The 14,906-nt window shown below is 72.8% G+C and carries 15 protein-coding genes; 11 read left to right on the forward strand and 4 right to left on the reverse strand.

All coding sequences use genetic code 11. The features are described from left to right. Position 1: 1 nt before the first annotated feature. The gene (locus ACIGXJ_RS15885) at positions 2 to 1,051 is read right to left on the reverse strand and encodes a Ku protein (protein ID WP_399645066.1); all 1,050 of its coding nucleotides are present in this window, start codon (positions 1,049 to 1,051) and stop codon (positions 2 to 4) included. 52 nt (positions 1,052 to 1,103) lie between these two features. On the opposite strand from ACIGXJ_RS15885, the gene ligD reads away from it, so the two are divergent. After that, positions 1,104 to 1,985 carry a non-homologous end-joining DNA ligase gene (ligD, locus tag ACIGXJ_RS15890; RefSeq protein WP_399645068.1) on the forward strand — a complete coding sequence of 294 codons (882 nt, stop codon included), beginning with the start codon at positions 1,104 to 1,106 and terminating at the stop codon, positions 1,983 to 1,985. Between the two features lie 19 nt (positions 1,986 to 2,004). On the opposite strand, the gene ACIGXJ_RS15895 is transcribed toward ligD, so the two are convergent. Beyond that, positions 2,005 to 2,811: a nuclease-related domain-containing protein gene (locus tag ACIGXJ_RS15895; protein WP_399645070.1), complete on the reverse strand. Its 807-nt coding sequence runs from the start codon at positions 2,809 to 2,811 to the stop codon at positions 2,005 to 2,007. 104 nt (positions 2,812 to 2,915) lie between these two features. On the opposite strand from ACIGXJ_RS15895, the gene ACIGXJ_RS15900 reads away from it, so the two are divergent. The 6 genes from ACIGXJ_RS15900 to ACIGXJ_RS15925 all read left to right on the forward strand — a co-directional run bounded on the left by ACIGXJ_RS15900 (position 2,916) and on the right by ACIGXJ_RS15925 (position 8,930). Beyond that, positions 2,916 to 3,422, forward strand: a complete 507-nt coding sequence (locus ACIGXJ_RS15900; RefSeq protein ID WP_399645072.1) for a dual specificity protein phosphatase family protein — start codon at positions 2,916 to 2,918, stop codon at positions 3,420 to 3,422. A 146-nt stretch (positions 3,423 to 3,568) separates the two neighbouring features. After that, positions 3,569 to 4,378, forward strand: coding sequence for a hypothetical protein (locus ACIGXJ_RS15905; RefSeq protein WP_399645074.1), 810 nt, complete (start codon positions 3,569 to 3,571; stop codon positions 4,376 to 4,378). Beyond that, a complete protein-coding gene (locus ACIGXJ_RS15910) occupies positions 4,375 to 5,610 on the forward strand; it encodes an ATP-binding protein (protein WP_399645076.1) in 1,236 nt (411 codons plus the stop codon). Before ACIGXJ_RS15905 ends, ACIGXJ_RS15910 begins: the two co-directional genes overlap by 4 nt. A gap of 100 nt (positions 5,611 to 5,710) precedes the next feature. Further along, the gene (locus ACIGXJ_RS15915; RefSeq protein ID WP_399645078.1) at positions 5,711 to 6,061 is read left to right on the forward strand and encodes an SH3 domain-containing protein; all 351 of its coding nucleotides are present in this window, start codon (positions 5,711 to 5,713) and stop codon (positions 6,059 to 6,061) included. A 32-nt stretch (positions 6,062 to 6,093) separates the two neighbouring features. Beyond that, the gene (locus ACIGXJ_RS15920; protein WP_399645080.1) at positions 6,094 to 7,461 is read left to right on the forward strand and encodes an FtsW/RodA/SpoVE family cell cycle protein; all 1,368 of its coding nucleotides are present in this window, start codon (positions 6,094 to 6,096) and stop codon (positions 7,459 to 7,461) included. Further along, positions 7,458 to 8,930: a penicillin-binding transpeptidase domain-containing protein gene (locus tag ACIGXJ_RS15925; RefSeq protein ID WP_399645082.1), complete on the forward strand. Its 1,473-nt coding sequence runs from the start codon at positions 7,458 to 7,460 to the stop codon at positions 8,928 to 8,930. Before ACIGXJ_RS15920 ends, ACIGXJ_RS15925 begins: the two co-directional genes overlap by 4 nt. 201 nt (positions 8,931 to 9,131) lie before the next feature. On the opposite strand, the gene ACIGXJ_RS15930 is transcribed toward ACIGXJ_RS15925, so the two are convergent. Further along, positions 9,132 to 10,238, reverse strand: coding sequence for a ferritin-like domain-containing protein (locus ACIGXJ_RS15930; RefSeq protein ID WP_399645084.1), 1,107 nt, complete (start codon positions 10,236 to 10,238; stop codon positions 9,132 to 9,134). Positions 10,239 to 10,415: 177 nt separating this feature from the next. On the opposite strand from ACIGXJ_RS15930, the gene ACIGXJ_RS15935 reads away from it, so the two are divergent. From ACIGXJ_RS15935 to ACIGXJ_RS15950, 4 genes are all read left to right on the forward strand, one after another. After that, a complete protein-coding gene (locus ACIGXJ_RS15935; RefSeq protein ID WP_399645086.1) occupies positions 10,416 to 11,354 on the forward strand; it encodes a diiron oxygenase in 939 nt (312 codons plus the stop codon). A gap of 106 nt (positions 11,355 to 11,460) precedes the next feature. Next, a complete protein-coding gene (locus ACIGXJ_RS15940; protein ID WP_399645088.1) occupies positions 11,461 to 12,111 on the forward strand; it encodes a TetR/AcrR family transcriptional regulator in 651 nt (216 codons plus the stop codon). Positions 12,112 to 12,141: 30 nt separating this feature from the next. Then, the gene (locus ACIGXJ_RS15945) at positions 12,142 to 12,447 is read left to right on the forward strand and encodes a hypothetical protein (RefSeq protein WP_399645090.1); all 306 of its coding nucleotides are present in this window, start codon (positions 12,142 to 12,144) and stop codon (positions 12,445 to 12,447) included. A gap of 103 nt (positions 12,448 to 12,550) precedes the next feature. Continuing rightward, entirely contained in the window at positions 12,551 to 13,609 is a 1,059-nt protein-coding gene (locus ACIGXJ_RS15950) for an NlpC/P60 family protein (protein ID WP_399645092.1), read from the forward strand. A gap of 65 nt (positions 13,610 to 13,674) precedes the next feature. Here the strand turns inward: ACIGXJ_RS15950 and ACIGXJ_RS15955 are convergent, their stop codons facing one another. Continuing rightward, positions 13,675 to 14,904, reverse strand: coding sequence for a styrene monooxygenase/indole monooxygenase family protein (locus ACIGXJ_RS15955; protein WP_399645094.1), 1,230 nt, complete (start codon positions 14,902 to 14,904; stop codon positions 13,675 to 13,677). Positions 14,905 to 14,906: the final 2 nt, after the last annotated feature.

Here is a 14,906-nt window from a genome sequence, read left to right on the forward strand (position 1 = left end):
GTCACGCGGTGCGTTTGCGGGCCGCGGTCTTCTTCGCCGGGGTCTTCTTGGCGGACGCCGTGGACTTCGTGGCCGACTTCGCCGTGGACTTGGTCGCGGAGGTCTTCTTCGCCGCTGCCGTCGTCTTCTTCGCGGCTGCGGTCGTCTTCTTCGGCTCCGCCGCCTTCTTGGACGCCGCCGTCTTCTTCGCGGTCGACTTCTTGCCCGCCGGTTCCTTCGGCCGGCCGCGGGCCGCTTCGCGCCGGGGGAGGTGGGTGACCTCGGCCGGGGCCTCGCCGCGGGACTCCTTGGCGGCGCGGACGCTGTTCTCCAGGGCGGCCATGAGGTCGAGGACCTTGCCGCCTGCGGCGGGTTCGGGGGCCTCGGGGGGCGCCTCGCCGGCGGCCTTCGCGGCGATGACCTCCTCCACGGCCTCGCGGTACTCGTCGTGGAGGTCGTCGAGGTCGACCTCGCCGAGGGTGTCCATCAGGGCGTCGGCGAGGTCCAGTTCCTTGTCGCGGACCGTGACGGAGGCGTCGGGGGCGACGCCCTCGGGGGCACGCACCTCGTCCGGCCACAGCAGGCCGTGCATGGCGATGGCGTCGCCGACGACCCGGAGCATGCCGAGGCGTTCGCGGCCGCGCAGGGCGTACTTCGCGATGGCGACCTTGTTGCTGCGCTTGAGGGCCTCGCGCAGCAGGGTGTACGGCTTCGCCGCGGGGGCGCCGCCCGCCGCGAGGTAGTACGCGGCGTCCATCTGGAGCGGGTCGATCCGGTCGGCCGGCACGAACGCCACGATCTCGATGGTCCGGGCCGTCGGGAGCGGCAGGTGGGACAGGTCCTCGTCGGTGATCGGGATGATCGAGCCGTCCGCGTCCTCGTAGCCCTTGCCGATCTCCGCCTGGCTGACCTCGCGGTCCTCCAGCTCGCAGACCTTGCGGTAGCGGATGCGGCCGCCGTCCTCGGTGTGGATCTGGCGGAAGGAGATCGAGTGGCTCTCGGTGGCGTTCACCAGCTTGATGGGGATGCTGACCAGGCCGAACGAGATGGCTCCGTTCCATATGGATCGCACGTGCGCATACCTTTCGCGGTGGTTTGACCCGGTTTCGTGTGATTCTCATCGTATGACGCCCATCACAGAGGTGGAGGGGCGGCGGCTCGCGCTCAGCAATCTGGAGAAGGTGCTGTACCCGGCGACCGGGTTCACCAAGGGCGAGGTGCTGCACTACTACGCGACCACCGCCGACGCGCTGCTGCCCCATCTGCGCGACCGGGCGGTGTCCTTCCTGCGCTACCCGGACGGGCCCGACGGGCAGGTGTTCTTCACCAAGAACGTCCCGCCGGGTACGCCCGAGTGGGTCACCACCGCCGCGGTGCCCCGCTCCGAGGGCCCGGCCCGCATGGTGGTGATCCAGGATCTGCCGTCGCTGATGTGGGCCGCCAACCTGGTCACCGAGTTCCATACGCATCAGTGGCTCGTCGACGACCCCGGCGAGGCCGACCGGCTGGTCTTCGACCTCGACCCCGGGCCGCCCGCCACGATCGTGGAGTGCTGCGAGGTCGCGCTGTGGCTGCGCGAACGGCTCGCCGCGGACGGTGTCGAGGCGTACGCCAAGACCTCCGGCTCCAAGGGGCTGCATCTGCTCGCGGCGGTGCGCGGGGCCTCCTCCGAACGGGTGTCGGAGTACGCCAAGGAGCTGGCGGTGGAGGCGGAGCGGGCCATGCCCCGGCTGGTGCTGCACCGGATGACGCGCAGCCTGCGGCCGGGCAAGGTGTTCGTCGACTGGAGCCAGAACGCCGCGCGCAAGACCACGGCCACGCCCTACACGCTGCGGGCCCGGCAGCGGCCGTTCGTGTCCGCGCCGGTGACCTGGGCGGAGATCGAGCAGTGCCGGGCCCCCGACCAGCTGGCCTTCGGCCCCTCGGACCTCGCGCCCCGGCTGCAGGACTACGGCGATCTGCTGGCGCCGCTGCTCGACGCCGGCCACGCCGGCGAGCTGCCGTGACCCCCGCTGCCCTACGAGGTCAGACCCGGGCCCAGGTGTGCCGGTCGCGCGCCATCGCGTGCAGGGCCTCCACGTCCGCCGGTTTGAGTACGCCGCCCAGCCGGGCGAGGCCGTCGAGCTCGGAGTGCTCCAGGACGCGGACCTCGCGGGGCTCGGCGGTGACGGTGACGCGGCCGGTCGGGCCCGCCAGGGCGAGGACGGGACGGACCTCGGCGGTCAGCGCGTAGGAGGCGCGGTCGGCGGTGGCGCGCACGCGGCGCAGCAGCGGGGTCGCCTCGGCGCGGCCGATGGTCACCATCGGGTCGGCGATCAGGACGCGCAGCCTGCGGGCGTAGACGGTGTGCACGGCGAACAGGCCGCCGGGGCCGATCAGCAGATGGTGGACGCGGTCGCCGCCGGGCAGCGGGAGGGAGTGCAGCGCGTGCCAGCCTGCGCCGTCCAGCCGGTCCAGTGCCTCCCCCACCTCCCGCTCGGCCAGCAGCGCCCGCCGCCGCGGGTCGCCGCGCAGCCGGTGGGCCGGGCCCGGGTCGCGGTCGAGGGCGATCTGGAGGGCCTCGCCGGGGCGGTTGGGCGCCAGGTCGTCGTCCGGGTGCAGGGCGAGCCGGGCCAGTTCGGCGGGGGTCGGCGGCGGGGGCGGGCCGACCGTGACGGGGCCCGTGAGGTAGGGATGCAGGGCTTCGAGTACGTCGGCCCTGCTCTCCTCGCTGAGCAGGTTCACCCGGCCGCTCTCCCTGTCGTACCAGGCGATGTTCCGGCCGTCGGTGAGACAGACGTAGAGCCGCTCACGGCCGTGCCGCCGGGTCGGTACGACGCGCAGTCCGCTCATGCACCATCACCCCATGACCATGGGAACAGGCGGGGTGCTCCGGGGGCAAGAACCCGGTTACGTTGGAGAGCAGTTGGGCAGGTCCCGGGGTTGGGGAGGCGCCGTTGCGTACCCGCAGGAAGCAACCCGACGTACCCGCTCCCGAACGCCGGTGGGACGAGGTCGTGCCCGGTCTGTGGATGGGCGGGCACGAGGTCCGGGGCCGTACCGGCCAGGTGGAGACCGTGGTGGTGCGCGACGAGTTCGACCTCGTGCAGACGCTGCTGCGGCTGCCGGGGTACGGGCCCGATCCGGGCGTCGACCACCAGGTGTGGCCCATCCCGGACGGGCCGCTGGACGGCACGCAGCTCGCCGGGGTGATCCGGCTGGCGGAAGCCGCGTGCGACGCGCTGGACGCGGGCCGCCGGGTCCTGGTCCGCTGCTTCCACGGCTACAACCGCTCCGGCCTGGTCGTCGCCCACGCCCTCGTCCGGCGCGGCCGCTCCGCGGACGACGCCATCCGCCTGATCCGCACCCGCCGCTCGCCGTGGGCGCTGCACAACGAGCTCTTCGAGGACTACCTGCGCGCGGGCCTGCCGACGGCGCGCCTGCTGGAGGAACTGGCCGAATGAGGGGCGGGCCGGCGGCCTTCGCCCGGATCCCGCCCGGACCACGCACGCCCTCAGCGGCCTCCCGCATGCGAACCCCCCGGTTCCGCGTTAATAAAGTTACGGGGCCCGCGGCAACGTCCCATCGCCGCCTGATCCGCAGGAGTCCCGTGCCGTCGCCCCTTCGTCGCCCCTCGCGGGCTGTTCTCGCCGTCTGGGCCGTCGCCGTGCTGGCGGTGGTCACGGCCTGCGGCGACGCCGGTGGGCTGCGCGGTGCCGGGGAGACGCCGACCGCGGTCGGGCCGGCCCGGCTGTGGCCCGAGCTGGCGCCGGCCTCGTCGCCGGCCTTCGACTTCGACGAGGCGGAGACGAAGGTGATCAAGGGCGTGCGGGTGACCGGCGGCATCCACGAGGTCGACCCCGTGGCGATCGTGCGGGCCGAGATCGAGGGCGAACCCGAGCAGTACTCCGGGGAGAAGGCCGAGTTCCGGGAGACGGCCCGGCGGATGGCGGACTGCGCGGACGGCCCCGGCAAGGGCCGCTGCCCGGTGCTGCGGCCGTACTACCGCGACCTGACCGGCGACGGCCGCGACGACCTCACCCTGGGCTTCAGGCAGCTGCCCGGCACGCTGACCGCCGTACGCGTGTACACCGTGGACCGGCACCGGCTGGTGCGGGTCATGCACTACGAGGACGCCCTGAGCGGGGTCGAGCTGGCCGGGCACTCGGTGATCGTCCGGTCGCCTTCGGAGGTCGCCGGGTACGAGTACCGGCTGCAGTGGACCTGGGACCCGGACCAGAAGGCCATGCTGCTGACCCAGGACGAGATGCTGCGCACCGCGGGACGTACGACCGCCCCCTCGCAGTCCCCCTCCCCCTCGCAGTCCCCCTCCCACGCCCTCTCCCCCTCGCCGTCCCCCTCCCACGCCCTCTCCCCCTCGCCGTCCTCCGCCCCCTCCCTCACGGCGGTTCCCCGATGAGGTTCCCCCCGCCCGGCACGCTCGCCGTGAAGACGGCCGTGTTCATCGCGGTGATGTGCTGCGCGCTGGCCGCGCTGCTCGGCGTGCTGGTGCATGTGTCGGTGACGAACCAGACGGTCGGCCAGGCCCGCGACGTCGCCCTGGACCGGCTCGCGCAGGCGACGGACGCGTTCGAGGCGGGGGACACCCCGGCGCCGGGCTCGGGCGTGGACCCGGAGGGGCTGCCCACGCGGCTGCGGGAGCTGGCGGCGGGCGGGGAGCGCGGCACGATGGTCGCCCGGTACCGAGGCCGGCCGACGATGTGGGCGGCGGGCCCGGCCGACGGCGGCCGGGTCCTCGCGGTGCAGGTCGACTACTCGCAGGAGGCCCGCACCATCGACGGCCTCGACCGGGCGATCCTCGGCTCCTCGGCGCTGGCGATCGGGGCGACGCTGCTGGTCGGCGCGTTCGCGGTGCAGCGGGTGACCCGGCGGCTGCACGCCACCGCGCGGGTGGCCCGGCGGATCAGCGCCGGTGACCTGGACGCGCGCGTGAACGACCGCCGCTCCAGGGACCCGCGGCGCCCGCAGGACGAGGTGGCCGCGGTGGCCGCCGCGCTGGACTCGATGGCGGCGTCGCTGCAGGGCAAGCTGCTGGCCGAGCAGCGGTTCACGGCGGACGTGGCGCACGAGCTGCGGACCCCGCTGACCGGGTTGCACGCGGCGGCCGAGCTGCTGCCGCCGGGGCGGCCGACGGAGCTGGTGCGCGACCGGGTGGCGGCGCTGCGGACGCTGACGGAGGACCTGCTGGAGATCTCCCGGCTGGACACCGGCCGCGAGCGGCTGGACCTGACGACGGTGGAGCTGGGCGCGCTGGCCCGGCGGGTCGTGCGGGGGGCGGGGGGCGAGACCGAGGTACGGGTCGTACGGGATGCCACCGTCGAGACGGACCGGCGGCGGCTGGAGCGGGTGCTGGGCAATCTCGTCGCCAACGCGCACCGGCACGGGCGCGGGCCGGTGGTGCTGAGCGTGGAGGGGCCGGTGGTGACCGTGCGGGACCGCGGGGAGGGGTATCCGGACTACCTCCTGCGGCACGGGCCGCAGCGGTTCCGCACGGAAGGGGGGTCCAAGGGGCACGGGCTGGGGCTGACCATCGCGCGGGGGCAGGCCGAGGTCCTCGGGGCGCGGCTGGAGTTCTCCAACGCCGTGGACGGCGGGGCCGTCGCGACGCTTACCTTGCCGAAGGGCGGCTGAGGGCCGGGGACTTCCATCTGGCCTAGTCGAGAAGGCGAGCGCTCCCCGCTGCTCCTAGCGTGGCGGTTAGTCAGTTCCGCCCCCTTTCACGGAGGTCCGCATGTCCCTGCGCTCCCGACTCGGCATATCCCTGACCGTCGCCGCCCTCGCCGCCGGGGCCCTGGCGACACCCGCCGTCGCGAACGACGACCGGGGCGGCCAGACCACCAGCGCCCCCCGCCTGTACAAGGGCCAGGTCACCGCGAGCACGCTGCTGCTGCGCAGTGCGCCGAACCGGGGCGGCCAGATCATCGGGTCCCTCCGCCGGGGCGCCATCGTCAAGATCTTCTGCAAGACGGTCGGCGAGAACATCAACGGCAACAACCGCTGGTACCTCCTCACGGACGGCAGCTGGGCCTGGGCGTCGGCGTACTACATCAAGAACATCGGGGCCGCACCCCGCTGGTGCTGAGCCAAGGAGTCCCCTTTGGGTAAGTTCCGGACATGACGAACGCCGGAACCGGAATCACCACAACGGTGACGGAAGCGCCCGCTCCGGTGGTGCGCCTCCCCCGGCGCCGGGGCGTCGAACTCGCCCTCATCGTCCTCGCCGTCCTGTTGTCGGTCTACGGCTACTGCGCGGTGGGCCTCGCCCGGAACGGCACCGTCCCGCCCGGCGCCGCAGGTTACGGCGCCGGGCTGGGCGTGCTGGCGCTGCTGGCGCATCTGGCGGTGCGGCTGCGCGCCCCGTACGCCGATCCCCTGCTGCTGCCGATCGCGGTGCTGCTCAACGGGCTGGGTCTGGTGCTGATCTACCGGCTCGACCTGCAGACACCGGGCGACCGGGCGGCCCTCACCCAGCTGGTGTGGTCCACGCTGGGGGTGGGGCTGTTCACCGTGGTCGTGGCCGCGCTGCGCGACCACCGGGTGCTCCAGCGGTACGCGTACGTCTGCGTGGCCGCGGCCCTCGCCCTGCTGGTGCTGCCGATCCTGTTCCCCGCGGTGAACGGCGCCCGCATCTGGATCCGGGTCGCCGGGTTCTCCATCCAGCCGGGCGAGTTCGCAAAGGTGCTGCTTGCGGTGTTCTTCGCCGCGTATCTGGCCGCGAACCAGGGCGCGCTGGCGTACGCGGGCCGCCGGGTGTGGTTCATGCAGCTGCCGACCGGCCGGGTGCTCGGCCCGATCGTCACCATCTGGCTGCTGAGTGTCGGCGTGCTCGTCCTGGAGCGCGACCTCGGCACCTCGCTGCTGTTCTTCGGCCTGTTCGTCGTCATGCTGTACGTCGCCACCGGGCGCACCGGCTGGATCGCGGTCGGCCTGGTGCTCGCGGGTGTCGGGGCGGTGGCCGTGGGCTGGCTGGAGCCGCATGTGCACAGCAGGGTCGAGGACTGGCTGCACCCGTTCGCGTCGATCGAGGCCGGCGACGGCCCCAACCAGCTCTCCCAGTCGCTGTTCGCCTTCGCGGCCGGCGGCGTCCTGGGCACGGGCCTGGGACTCGGGCACTCGATCCTGATCGGCTTCGCCGCCAAGTCGGACTTCATCCTGGCGACGGCCGGGGAGGAGCTGGGCCTGGCGGGGCTGTCGGCGATCTTCCTGCTGTACGGCCTGATGGTGGAGCGCGGCTACCGTGCGGGGCTGGCGCTGCGCGACCCGTTCGGGCGGCTGCTGGCGGTCGGGCTGGCCTCGATCGTGGCGCTGCAGGTGTTCGTGATCGCGGGCGGGGTGACGGGGCTGATCCCGCTGACCGGCATGGCGATGCCGTTCCTGGCGCAGGGCGGCTCCTCGGTGGTCACCAACTGGGCGATCACGGCGCTGCTGATCCGGGTCAGCCACTCGGCGCGCCGCCAGTACGACGGGCGGGCCGCCGTATGACCCGCTACATCCGGCACGCGGCCGTCTTCTGCGCGCTGCTGCTGACGGCGCTGCTGGTCAACGCGGCCCGCATCCAGGTCGTCCAGGCCCAGCGCTACGACGACAACCCGGCCAACCGGCGGGCCGTCATCGCCCGTTACGCCCAGCCGCGGGGTGACATCCTGGTCGGCGGCCGGCCGGTCACCGGCTCCCTGGACACGCGCGAGCAACTGCGCCATGAACGCACGTACGACAACGGGCCGTTGTACGCCCCGGTGACCGGGTTCGCCTCGCAGAAGTACGGCACGAGTCTGCTGGAGCGGGCCGAGGACCCGGTGCTGTCCGGCACGGACCCGATGCTGACGCCGTTCCCGCTGTGGAACGACTTCACGCGGGCGGGCAATCCGGGCGGCGACGTGGTGACGACCCTGAACGAGGCCGCGCAGCAGGCGGCGTACGCGGGGCTCGGGGCGCGCAAGGGGGCGGTGGCGGCGATCGAGCCGACGACCGGTCGGGTCCTGGCGCTGGTGTCGACACCGTCGTACGACCCGGCGGTGCTGTCGGGCAACGGGCCGGACGTGACGGACGCCTGGGAGCGACTGAACGGCGACCGGGAGAAGCCGATGCTGAACCGGGCGGTGCGGCAGACGTATCCGCCGGGCTCGACCTTCAAGGTGGTCACCGCGGCGGCGGCGCTGGACGCGGGCGTGGTCCGGGACGTGGACGAGCCGACCGACTCCCCCGCCCCCTACACCCTGCCGGGCACCACCACCTCGCTGACGAACGAGTTCGACGGCTGCGAGGACGCCCCGCTGCGGGTGGCGTTCGAGTGGTCCTGCAACACGGTGTTCGCGCGGCTCGGGGTGCAGGTCGGGGTGGCCGACATGGCGGCGACGGCGCAGGCGTTCGGGTTCAACGACGCCGAGCTGCGGATCCCGTTCTCGGTGGCGCCGAGCACCTTCGACACGAGCGTGGACCGGGCGCAGCTCGCGCTGTCGTCGATCGGGCAGTACAACACCCGGGCCACGCCGCTGCAGATGGCGATGGTGGCGGCGGCCGTCGCGAACGGCGGGCAGCTGCGGGCGCCCTACCTGGTGGACCGCACCACCACGGCCGCGGGCACCGTGCTGACGACACCGGGACCGCGCCCGGTCCGCCAGGTCATGCGCCCGTCGACCGCCACGCGGCTGCGGGAGCTGATGCGGGACGTCGTGGAGGAGGGCACCGGCACCAACGCGGCCATCCCCGGCGCGGTGGTCGGCGGCAAGACCGGCACCGCCCAGCACGGCGTCGGCAACGCGGGCACCCCGTACGCCTGGTTCGTCTCCTGGGCGCAGGGCGAGCACGACATGGACGCGAGGGTCGCGGTCGCGGTGGTGGTCGAGGACGGCTCGACCGACCGCGACCACATCACCGGCGGCGGCATGGCGGCACCGATCGCACGGGCGGTGATGAAGGCGGTGCTCCACACGCCGGAGGGCCGGGGCTGACGAGCACACCCCGGGGGCCCGGGCTCCATCGGGGAACGGGCCCCCGGGCCACGCCCCAAAGGGGCGCGGGGAACTGCGTGCCCAGCCACGACGGCCCCGCAGGCACACACGACGGGAGGAGCCACGGCGGGAAGGCACGTGCCCCGGCAACACCTCTCGCACGAAGGCACCTCGGCCGCCCGCCCCCGGAGGGGTCGCGCGTCAGACCGGCCCGCCCTCCGCGATCGCCTGTTCCACCTCCGCCACCCGCTCCCGCTCCTCCACCGCGAACCGCTCCGCGTCGAGCCTGTCGGCGATCTCCTCGTCCTGGGCCATCAGCAGGTCCAGGTTCGAGTCGCCCAGCTCCAGGACGCCCATGTCGACGTATGCCTGCTGCAGGCGCTCGCCCCACAGGCCGATGTCCTTGACGCAGGGCACGATGCGGGAGAACAGGAGCTTGCGGAAGAGGGCGAGGAACTCGGACTGCTCGCTGAGGGCCTCGGCCTCGGCCTTGGGGATGCCGAAGTTCTCCAGTACCTCCGTGCCGCGCAGCCGGTCGCGCATGAGGTGGCAGCCCTCGATGACGAACTCCTCGCGCTCGCGCAGTTCGGCGTCGGTGAGCTGCTTGTAGTAGTCGCGCAGGGCCATGCGGCCGAAGGCCACGTGCCGGGCCTCGTCCTGCATGACGTAGGCGAGGATCTGCTTGGGCAGGGGCTTGTCGGTGGTGTCGCGGATCATGCCGAACGCGGCGAGGGCCAGGCCCTCGATGAGGACCTGCATGCCCAGGTAGGGCATGTCCCAGCGGCTGTCGCGCAGGGTGTCGCCGAGCAGTGCCTGGAGGTTGTCGTTGATCGGGTAGAGCATCCCGATCTTCTCGTGCAGGAAGCGGCCGTATATCTCGGCGTGCCGGGCCTCGTCCATGGTCTGGGTCGCGGAGTAGAACTTGGCGTCCATGTCCGGCACGGACTCCACGATCCGCGCGGCGCAGATCATCGCGCCCTGCTCGCCGTGCAGGAACTGGCTGAACTGCCAGGAGGCGTAGTGCCGGCGCAGCTCGCCCCGGTCCTTGTCGCTGAGCTTGGCCCAGTGCTTGGTGCCGTACAGGCTCATCGCCTGGTCCGGGGTGCCGAGCGGGTCGTGCGGGTCGACCTCCAGGTCCCAGTCGATCCGCCGCTGCCCGTCCCACTGCTTGTCCTTGCCCTTCTGGTACAGGGCCAGCAGCCGGTCGCGGCCGTCGTCGTACTCCCACCCGAAGCGGGCGGCGCCGGTGGCGGGCACCTCCCAGTGCGGATCTCCGGGGTCACGGGCGTAAAGATCGAACGTCGGCATGTCCCGCAGGCTCACATGCGCGGGGACCGCGAGGCAACAGGGTCTCGCTCACAGTCGCCCGGATCGGCCCGACAAGTTCTTGCGCGAGGGATTGACGACCTTGCTGACAGGCAGTCTCATAAGGGGAGTGACCGGCGGGTAACCCGCCACGCCCCCGTACGACGAGGTGGATCAGCCATGACGACCCTGACGGAAGCCGACGCGCTGGACGGGCTGCGCGACGCGCTCGGTCTGCTGAAGGACCGGGAGCAGGTGGCCGAGCGGCTGCTCGCCTCCTCCGCCAAGCACTCCTTCGACCCGGACAAGGAACTCGACTGGGACGCGCCCTTCGAGCCGGGCAAGTGGTTCTGGCCGCCCGAGCTGGTGTCGCTCTACGACACCCCGATGTGGAAGCGGATGAGCGAGGAACAGCGCATCCTGCTCTCCCAGCACGAGGCCGCCGCACTGGCCTCGCTGGGCATCTGGTTCGAGATCATCCTGATGCAGCTGCTGTGCCGGCACATCTACGACAAGGCCGCCACGAGCGCGCACGTGCGCTACGCCCTCACCGAGATCGAGGACGAGTGCCGGCACTCGAAGATGTTCGCCCGGCTCATCGCGCGCGGGGATACGCCCTGGTACCCGGTCAGCCGCGTCCACCAGAACCTCGGCCGGCTCTTCAAGACCATCTCCACCACGCCGGGCTCCTTCACCGCGACCCTGCTGGGCGAGGAGGTCCTCGACTGGATGCAGCGGCTGACCTTCCCGGACGAGCGGGTGCAGACCCTCGTCCGGGGCGTCACGCGGATCCATGTGGTGGAGGAGGCCCGGCACGTGCGGTACGCGCGTGAGGAGCTGCGCCGTCAGATGCTGACCGCTCCGCGCTGGTCGCAGGAGTTCACGCGGGTCACCTCCGGGGAGTTCGCCCGGGTGTTCTCGGTCGCGTTCGTGAATCCCGAGGTGTACACGAACGTGGGGCTGGACAAGCGGGAGGCCATGGCCCAGGTGAAGGCGAGCGGGCACCGCAAGGAGGTCATGCAGACGGGAGCCAAGCGGCTCACCGACTTCCTGGACGACATCGGGGTGCTGCGGGGTGTCGGCCGTCGTCTGTGGAGGTCGTCGGGGCTGCTGGCCTGAGCCGCGCCGGCGGGTGGCCCGCGGCCGGTCGCGCCCCCGTGGCGGTGCCGCACATCGGCACAGTCCCGCGCCTGCCGGGTCACCCACGGCCGACTACCCTGCATGCATGGCCCCCTCCGCCCCCGCCTACCGTCGACTGAGCGTCGAGGAGCGACGGACCCAGCTCCTCGACGCCGCGCTCTCCCTCTTCGCGCACCGCGCGCCCGAGGACGTGTCGCTGGACGACGTGGCGGAGGCGGCCGGGGTGTCCCGGCCCCTGGTGTACCGGTACTTCCCGGGCGGCAAGCAGCAGCTGTACGAGGCCGCCCTGCGGTCGGCCGCCGAGGAGCTGCGGCACTGCTTCGACGAGCCGCGCGAGGGGCCGCCGCTGCCGAGGCTGGCGCGGGCGCTGGACCGCTACCTGGCCTTCGTGGTCGAGCACGACGCCGGGTTCAGCGCACTGCTCCAAGGCGGCAGCGTGGTGGAGACCTCCCGTACGACGGCCATCGTGGACGGCGTACGGCGCTCCGCGGCGGAGCACATCCTCAGCCATCTCCAGGTCGCCGAGCCGGGGCCGCGGCTGCGGATGACGGTGCGGACCTGGATCACGGCCGTGGAGGCGGCCTCCCTGATCTGGCTGGACGAGGACAAGCAGCCGCCCGTGGAGGAGCTGCGGGACTGGCTGGTCGAGCAGTTCCTCGCCATGCTCACGGTGACCGCCCGGCGCGACCCCCAGACGGAGGCCCTCGTGGCCGGGCTCGCCGGGGCGGACGGCTGAGCCGCGTGCCGTGAGGCGCACACTGGTGCGGTGAAGAGCGAAGACACCCCGTTCGAGGGCGGGCCGATGGACGGCCGGGTGCTGCCGGTGCTGCTCGGCATGACCGGGCACCCGCCCAAGACGTACCGCATCCCCGTGCCCGACCCGGCGGGCGGCGAGCCGGCCGTGCTGGTGTACCGGCGCGTGCCGCGCCACGAGGGCAGGCCCGTCGGACTGCGCAACCGCTGGAAGTACGCCTACGACCCCCACGGCGACCAGGGCGGCGGCCGACTGAAGTGGCCCTGGTCGAGGCCACACGCCACGCCGGGCGGCAAACCGGAGGACACCCAGGGGTGACGGTGTTGCGCCGCCTCGCCCACACTCGGCGCGCGGACCCGCGGGGACCCGTCCCATGCTCGCGGTGCGGAGCGACCGCTCCTCACGCACCGGAGGTGATGACGTGTCAGGAAGGCTTCTGCGCCTGGTCTGCACGGCGGCGGTGGCCGCCCAGGCCGTTCTCGTGGCCGCCCCGGCGACGGCCGCACCGGAACCGGACCCGGCCGGCCGGCGGCCCGTGGCCGAGCTTCTGACGGACCTTCAGCGGCTGTACCGGCAGGCCGAACAGGCCACCGAGGCCTACAACGCGACCGAGGAGAGGCTCCGGGAGCAGCGGGCCCGGGTCGCCCGGCTGGACGGCGAGCTGGCGCGGGTCCGGCTGTCCCTGCACGACAGCAGGGGCGCGGCCGGGCGGCTGGCCCGCCAGCAGTACCAGAGCAGCACCGACATCTCCCCCTACGTGCGGCTGCTGCTGGCCCGCGACCCGCAGCAGGCGCTCGACCAGGGCCATGTGATCGGCCGGCTCGCCCGCGACCGCGCCGAGACGGTCGGCCGGCTCACCGGCACCGAACGCAAGGCCCACGAGCTGGCCCGCAAGGCCCGCGGGGCCCTGGACCGGCAGCTCACCCTCGCCCGGAAGCAGCAGAAGCAGCGCAACGACGTACGGAACCGGCTCGCCGACATCGAGGGCCTGCTCGCGGGCCTGACCCCCGAACAGCTCACCGCCCTGGCCGAGTTCGAGAAGAAGGGCATCGACGAGGCCCAGCGCGAGATCATGTCCGCCCCGGGGGCCCCCGCCACCTCGCTCGAGCCCTCCCGCGCCGGTGACACGGCCCTGCGCTTCGCCGTCCAGCAGATCGGCAAGCCCTACGAATGGGGCGCCGAGGGCCCGATGACGTACGACTGCTCGGGCCTGACCTCACAGGCCTGGGCGAAGGCGGGCGTCCCCATCCCCCGCACCAGCCAGGAGCAGTGGGCCGAGCTGCCGCACATCCCCCTGAGCGACCTGCGCCCGGGCGACCTGGTGATCTACCACCCGGAGGCCACCCATGTGGCGCTCTACCTGGGCGAGGGGATGATCGTCCACGCGCCGAGGACCGGGGAAAGGGTCAAGGTGGCGCCCCTGGCTTCTCTGCCGGTCCTCGGTGCGGTGAGTCCGCAAGGGGCGGGGGGCCCTGCCTGATGTGCGGCTCCGCCGCGGGGCGCGAGCGGCCACGAAGCGCCCGCGAGCGGTGACCCCGACGAGGGTCAGGCGAACGACCCCAGGTAGGCGGCGGTCTTCTCCGGGTCGTAGAAGAACTCCTCGAAGTCGGCCGGATCGTTGAACCCGTTGGCGAACCGGTCGGCGACCGGCTGGATCTGCCCGGCCGCCCCGATGAGGTTCAGCACATGCTCGGGCGGCGGCGCCAGCATCGCGTTGGTCCACTTCACGACATGCTGGGCCGTGGCCCAGTAGCGGTCGAACGTCGCCTGCATCCAGGCCTCGTCGAACTCCTTGTCCCCGTGCTCCAGGATCGACGCCAGGTACGCGGCGGCGCACTTGGACGCGGAGTTGGAGCCCTGCCCGGTGATCGGGTCGTTGGCGACGACCACGTCGGCCACGCCGAGCACCAGCCCGCCGCCCGGCAGCCGCCCGACGGGATTGCGCACGGTGGGTGCGTAGCGCCCGGCCAGCGTGCCCCCGGCGTCCGTCAGTTCGACCTTGGTCGCGCGGGCGTACTCCCACGGCAGGAACTTCTCCATGAGCTCCAGCGTCAGGGAGAGGTGCTCGGCGGGGTCCTTGACCCCCTGGAAGACGTCCAGCGGCCCGCCCGGGACGCCCTCCCAGAAGAGGATGTCGGCCCGGCCGGACGTGGTGAGCGTCGGCATGACGAACAGCTCGCCCACGCCGGGCACCAGGTTGCAGCGGACCGCGTCGAACTCGGGGTGCTCCGGGCGGGGGCCCAGCCCGTGGACGTAGGCGACGGCGAGGGCGCGCTGGGGCTCGCTGTACGGGGAGCGGGAGGCGTCGCGGCCGAACATCTGGACGAGCTCACCCTTGCCGGCGGAGACCAGGACGAGGTCGTAGGCGCGGGAGAAGTAGTCGAGGTCGGAGACGGCGGCGCCGTGGATGACGAGCTGGCCGCCGCGCTGGGCGAAGGTCTCCATCCAGCCGGCCATCTTCACGCGCTGGTCGACGGACTGGGCGTAGCCGTCGAGCTTGCCCACCCAGTCGATCAGGCGCTGCGACTCGGGGCCGGCGACCGAGACACCGAGGCCCTCGATCTTCGGGGCCCGGGACTCCCAGAAGTTCAGCTGGAGGTCGCGCTCGTGCTGGAGGGCGGTGTGGAACATGCACTGCGTCGACATGACCCTGCCGGAGCGGATCTCGTCCGCGGTCCGGTTGGACATCAGGGTGACCTCGTAGCCGTGCGACTGGAGCCCGAGGGCGAGCTGGAGGCCGGACTGGCCGGCTCCGACGACGAGTATCTTCCGCATGC

Origin of the sequence: Streptomyces sp. NPDC053367, assembly GCF_044545925.1 — a bacterium.
Taxonomy (GTDB): domain Bacteria; phylum Actinomycetota; class Actinomycetes; order Streptomycetales; family Streptomycetaceae; genus Streptomyces.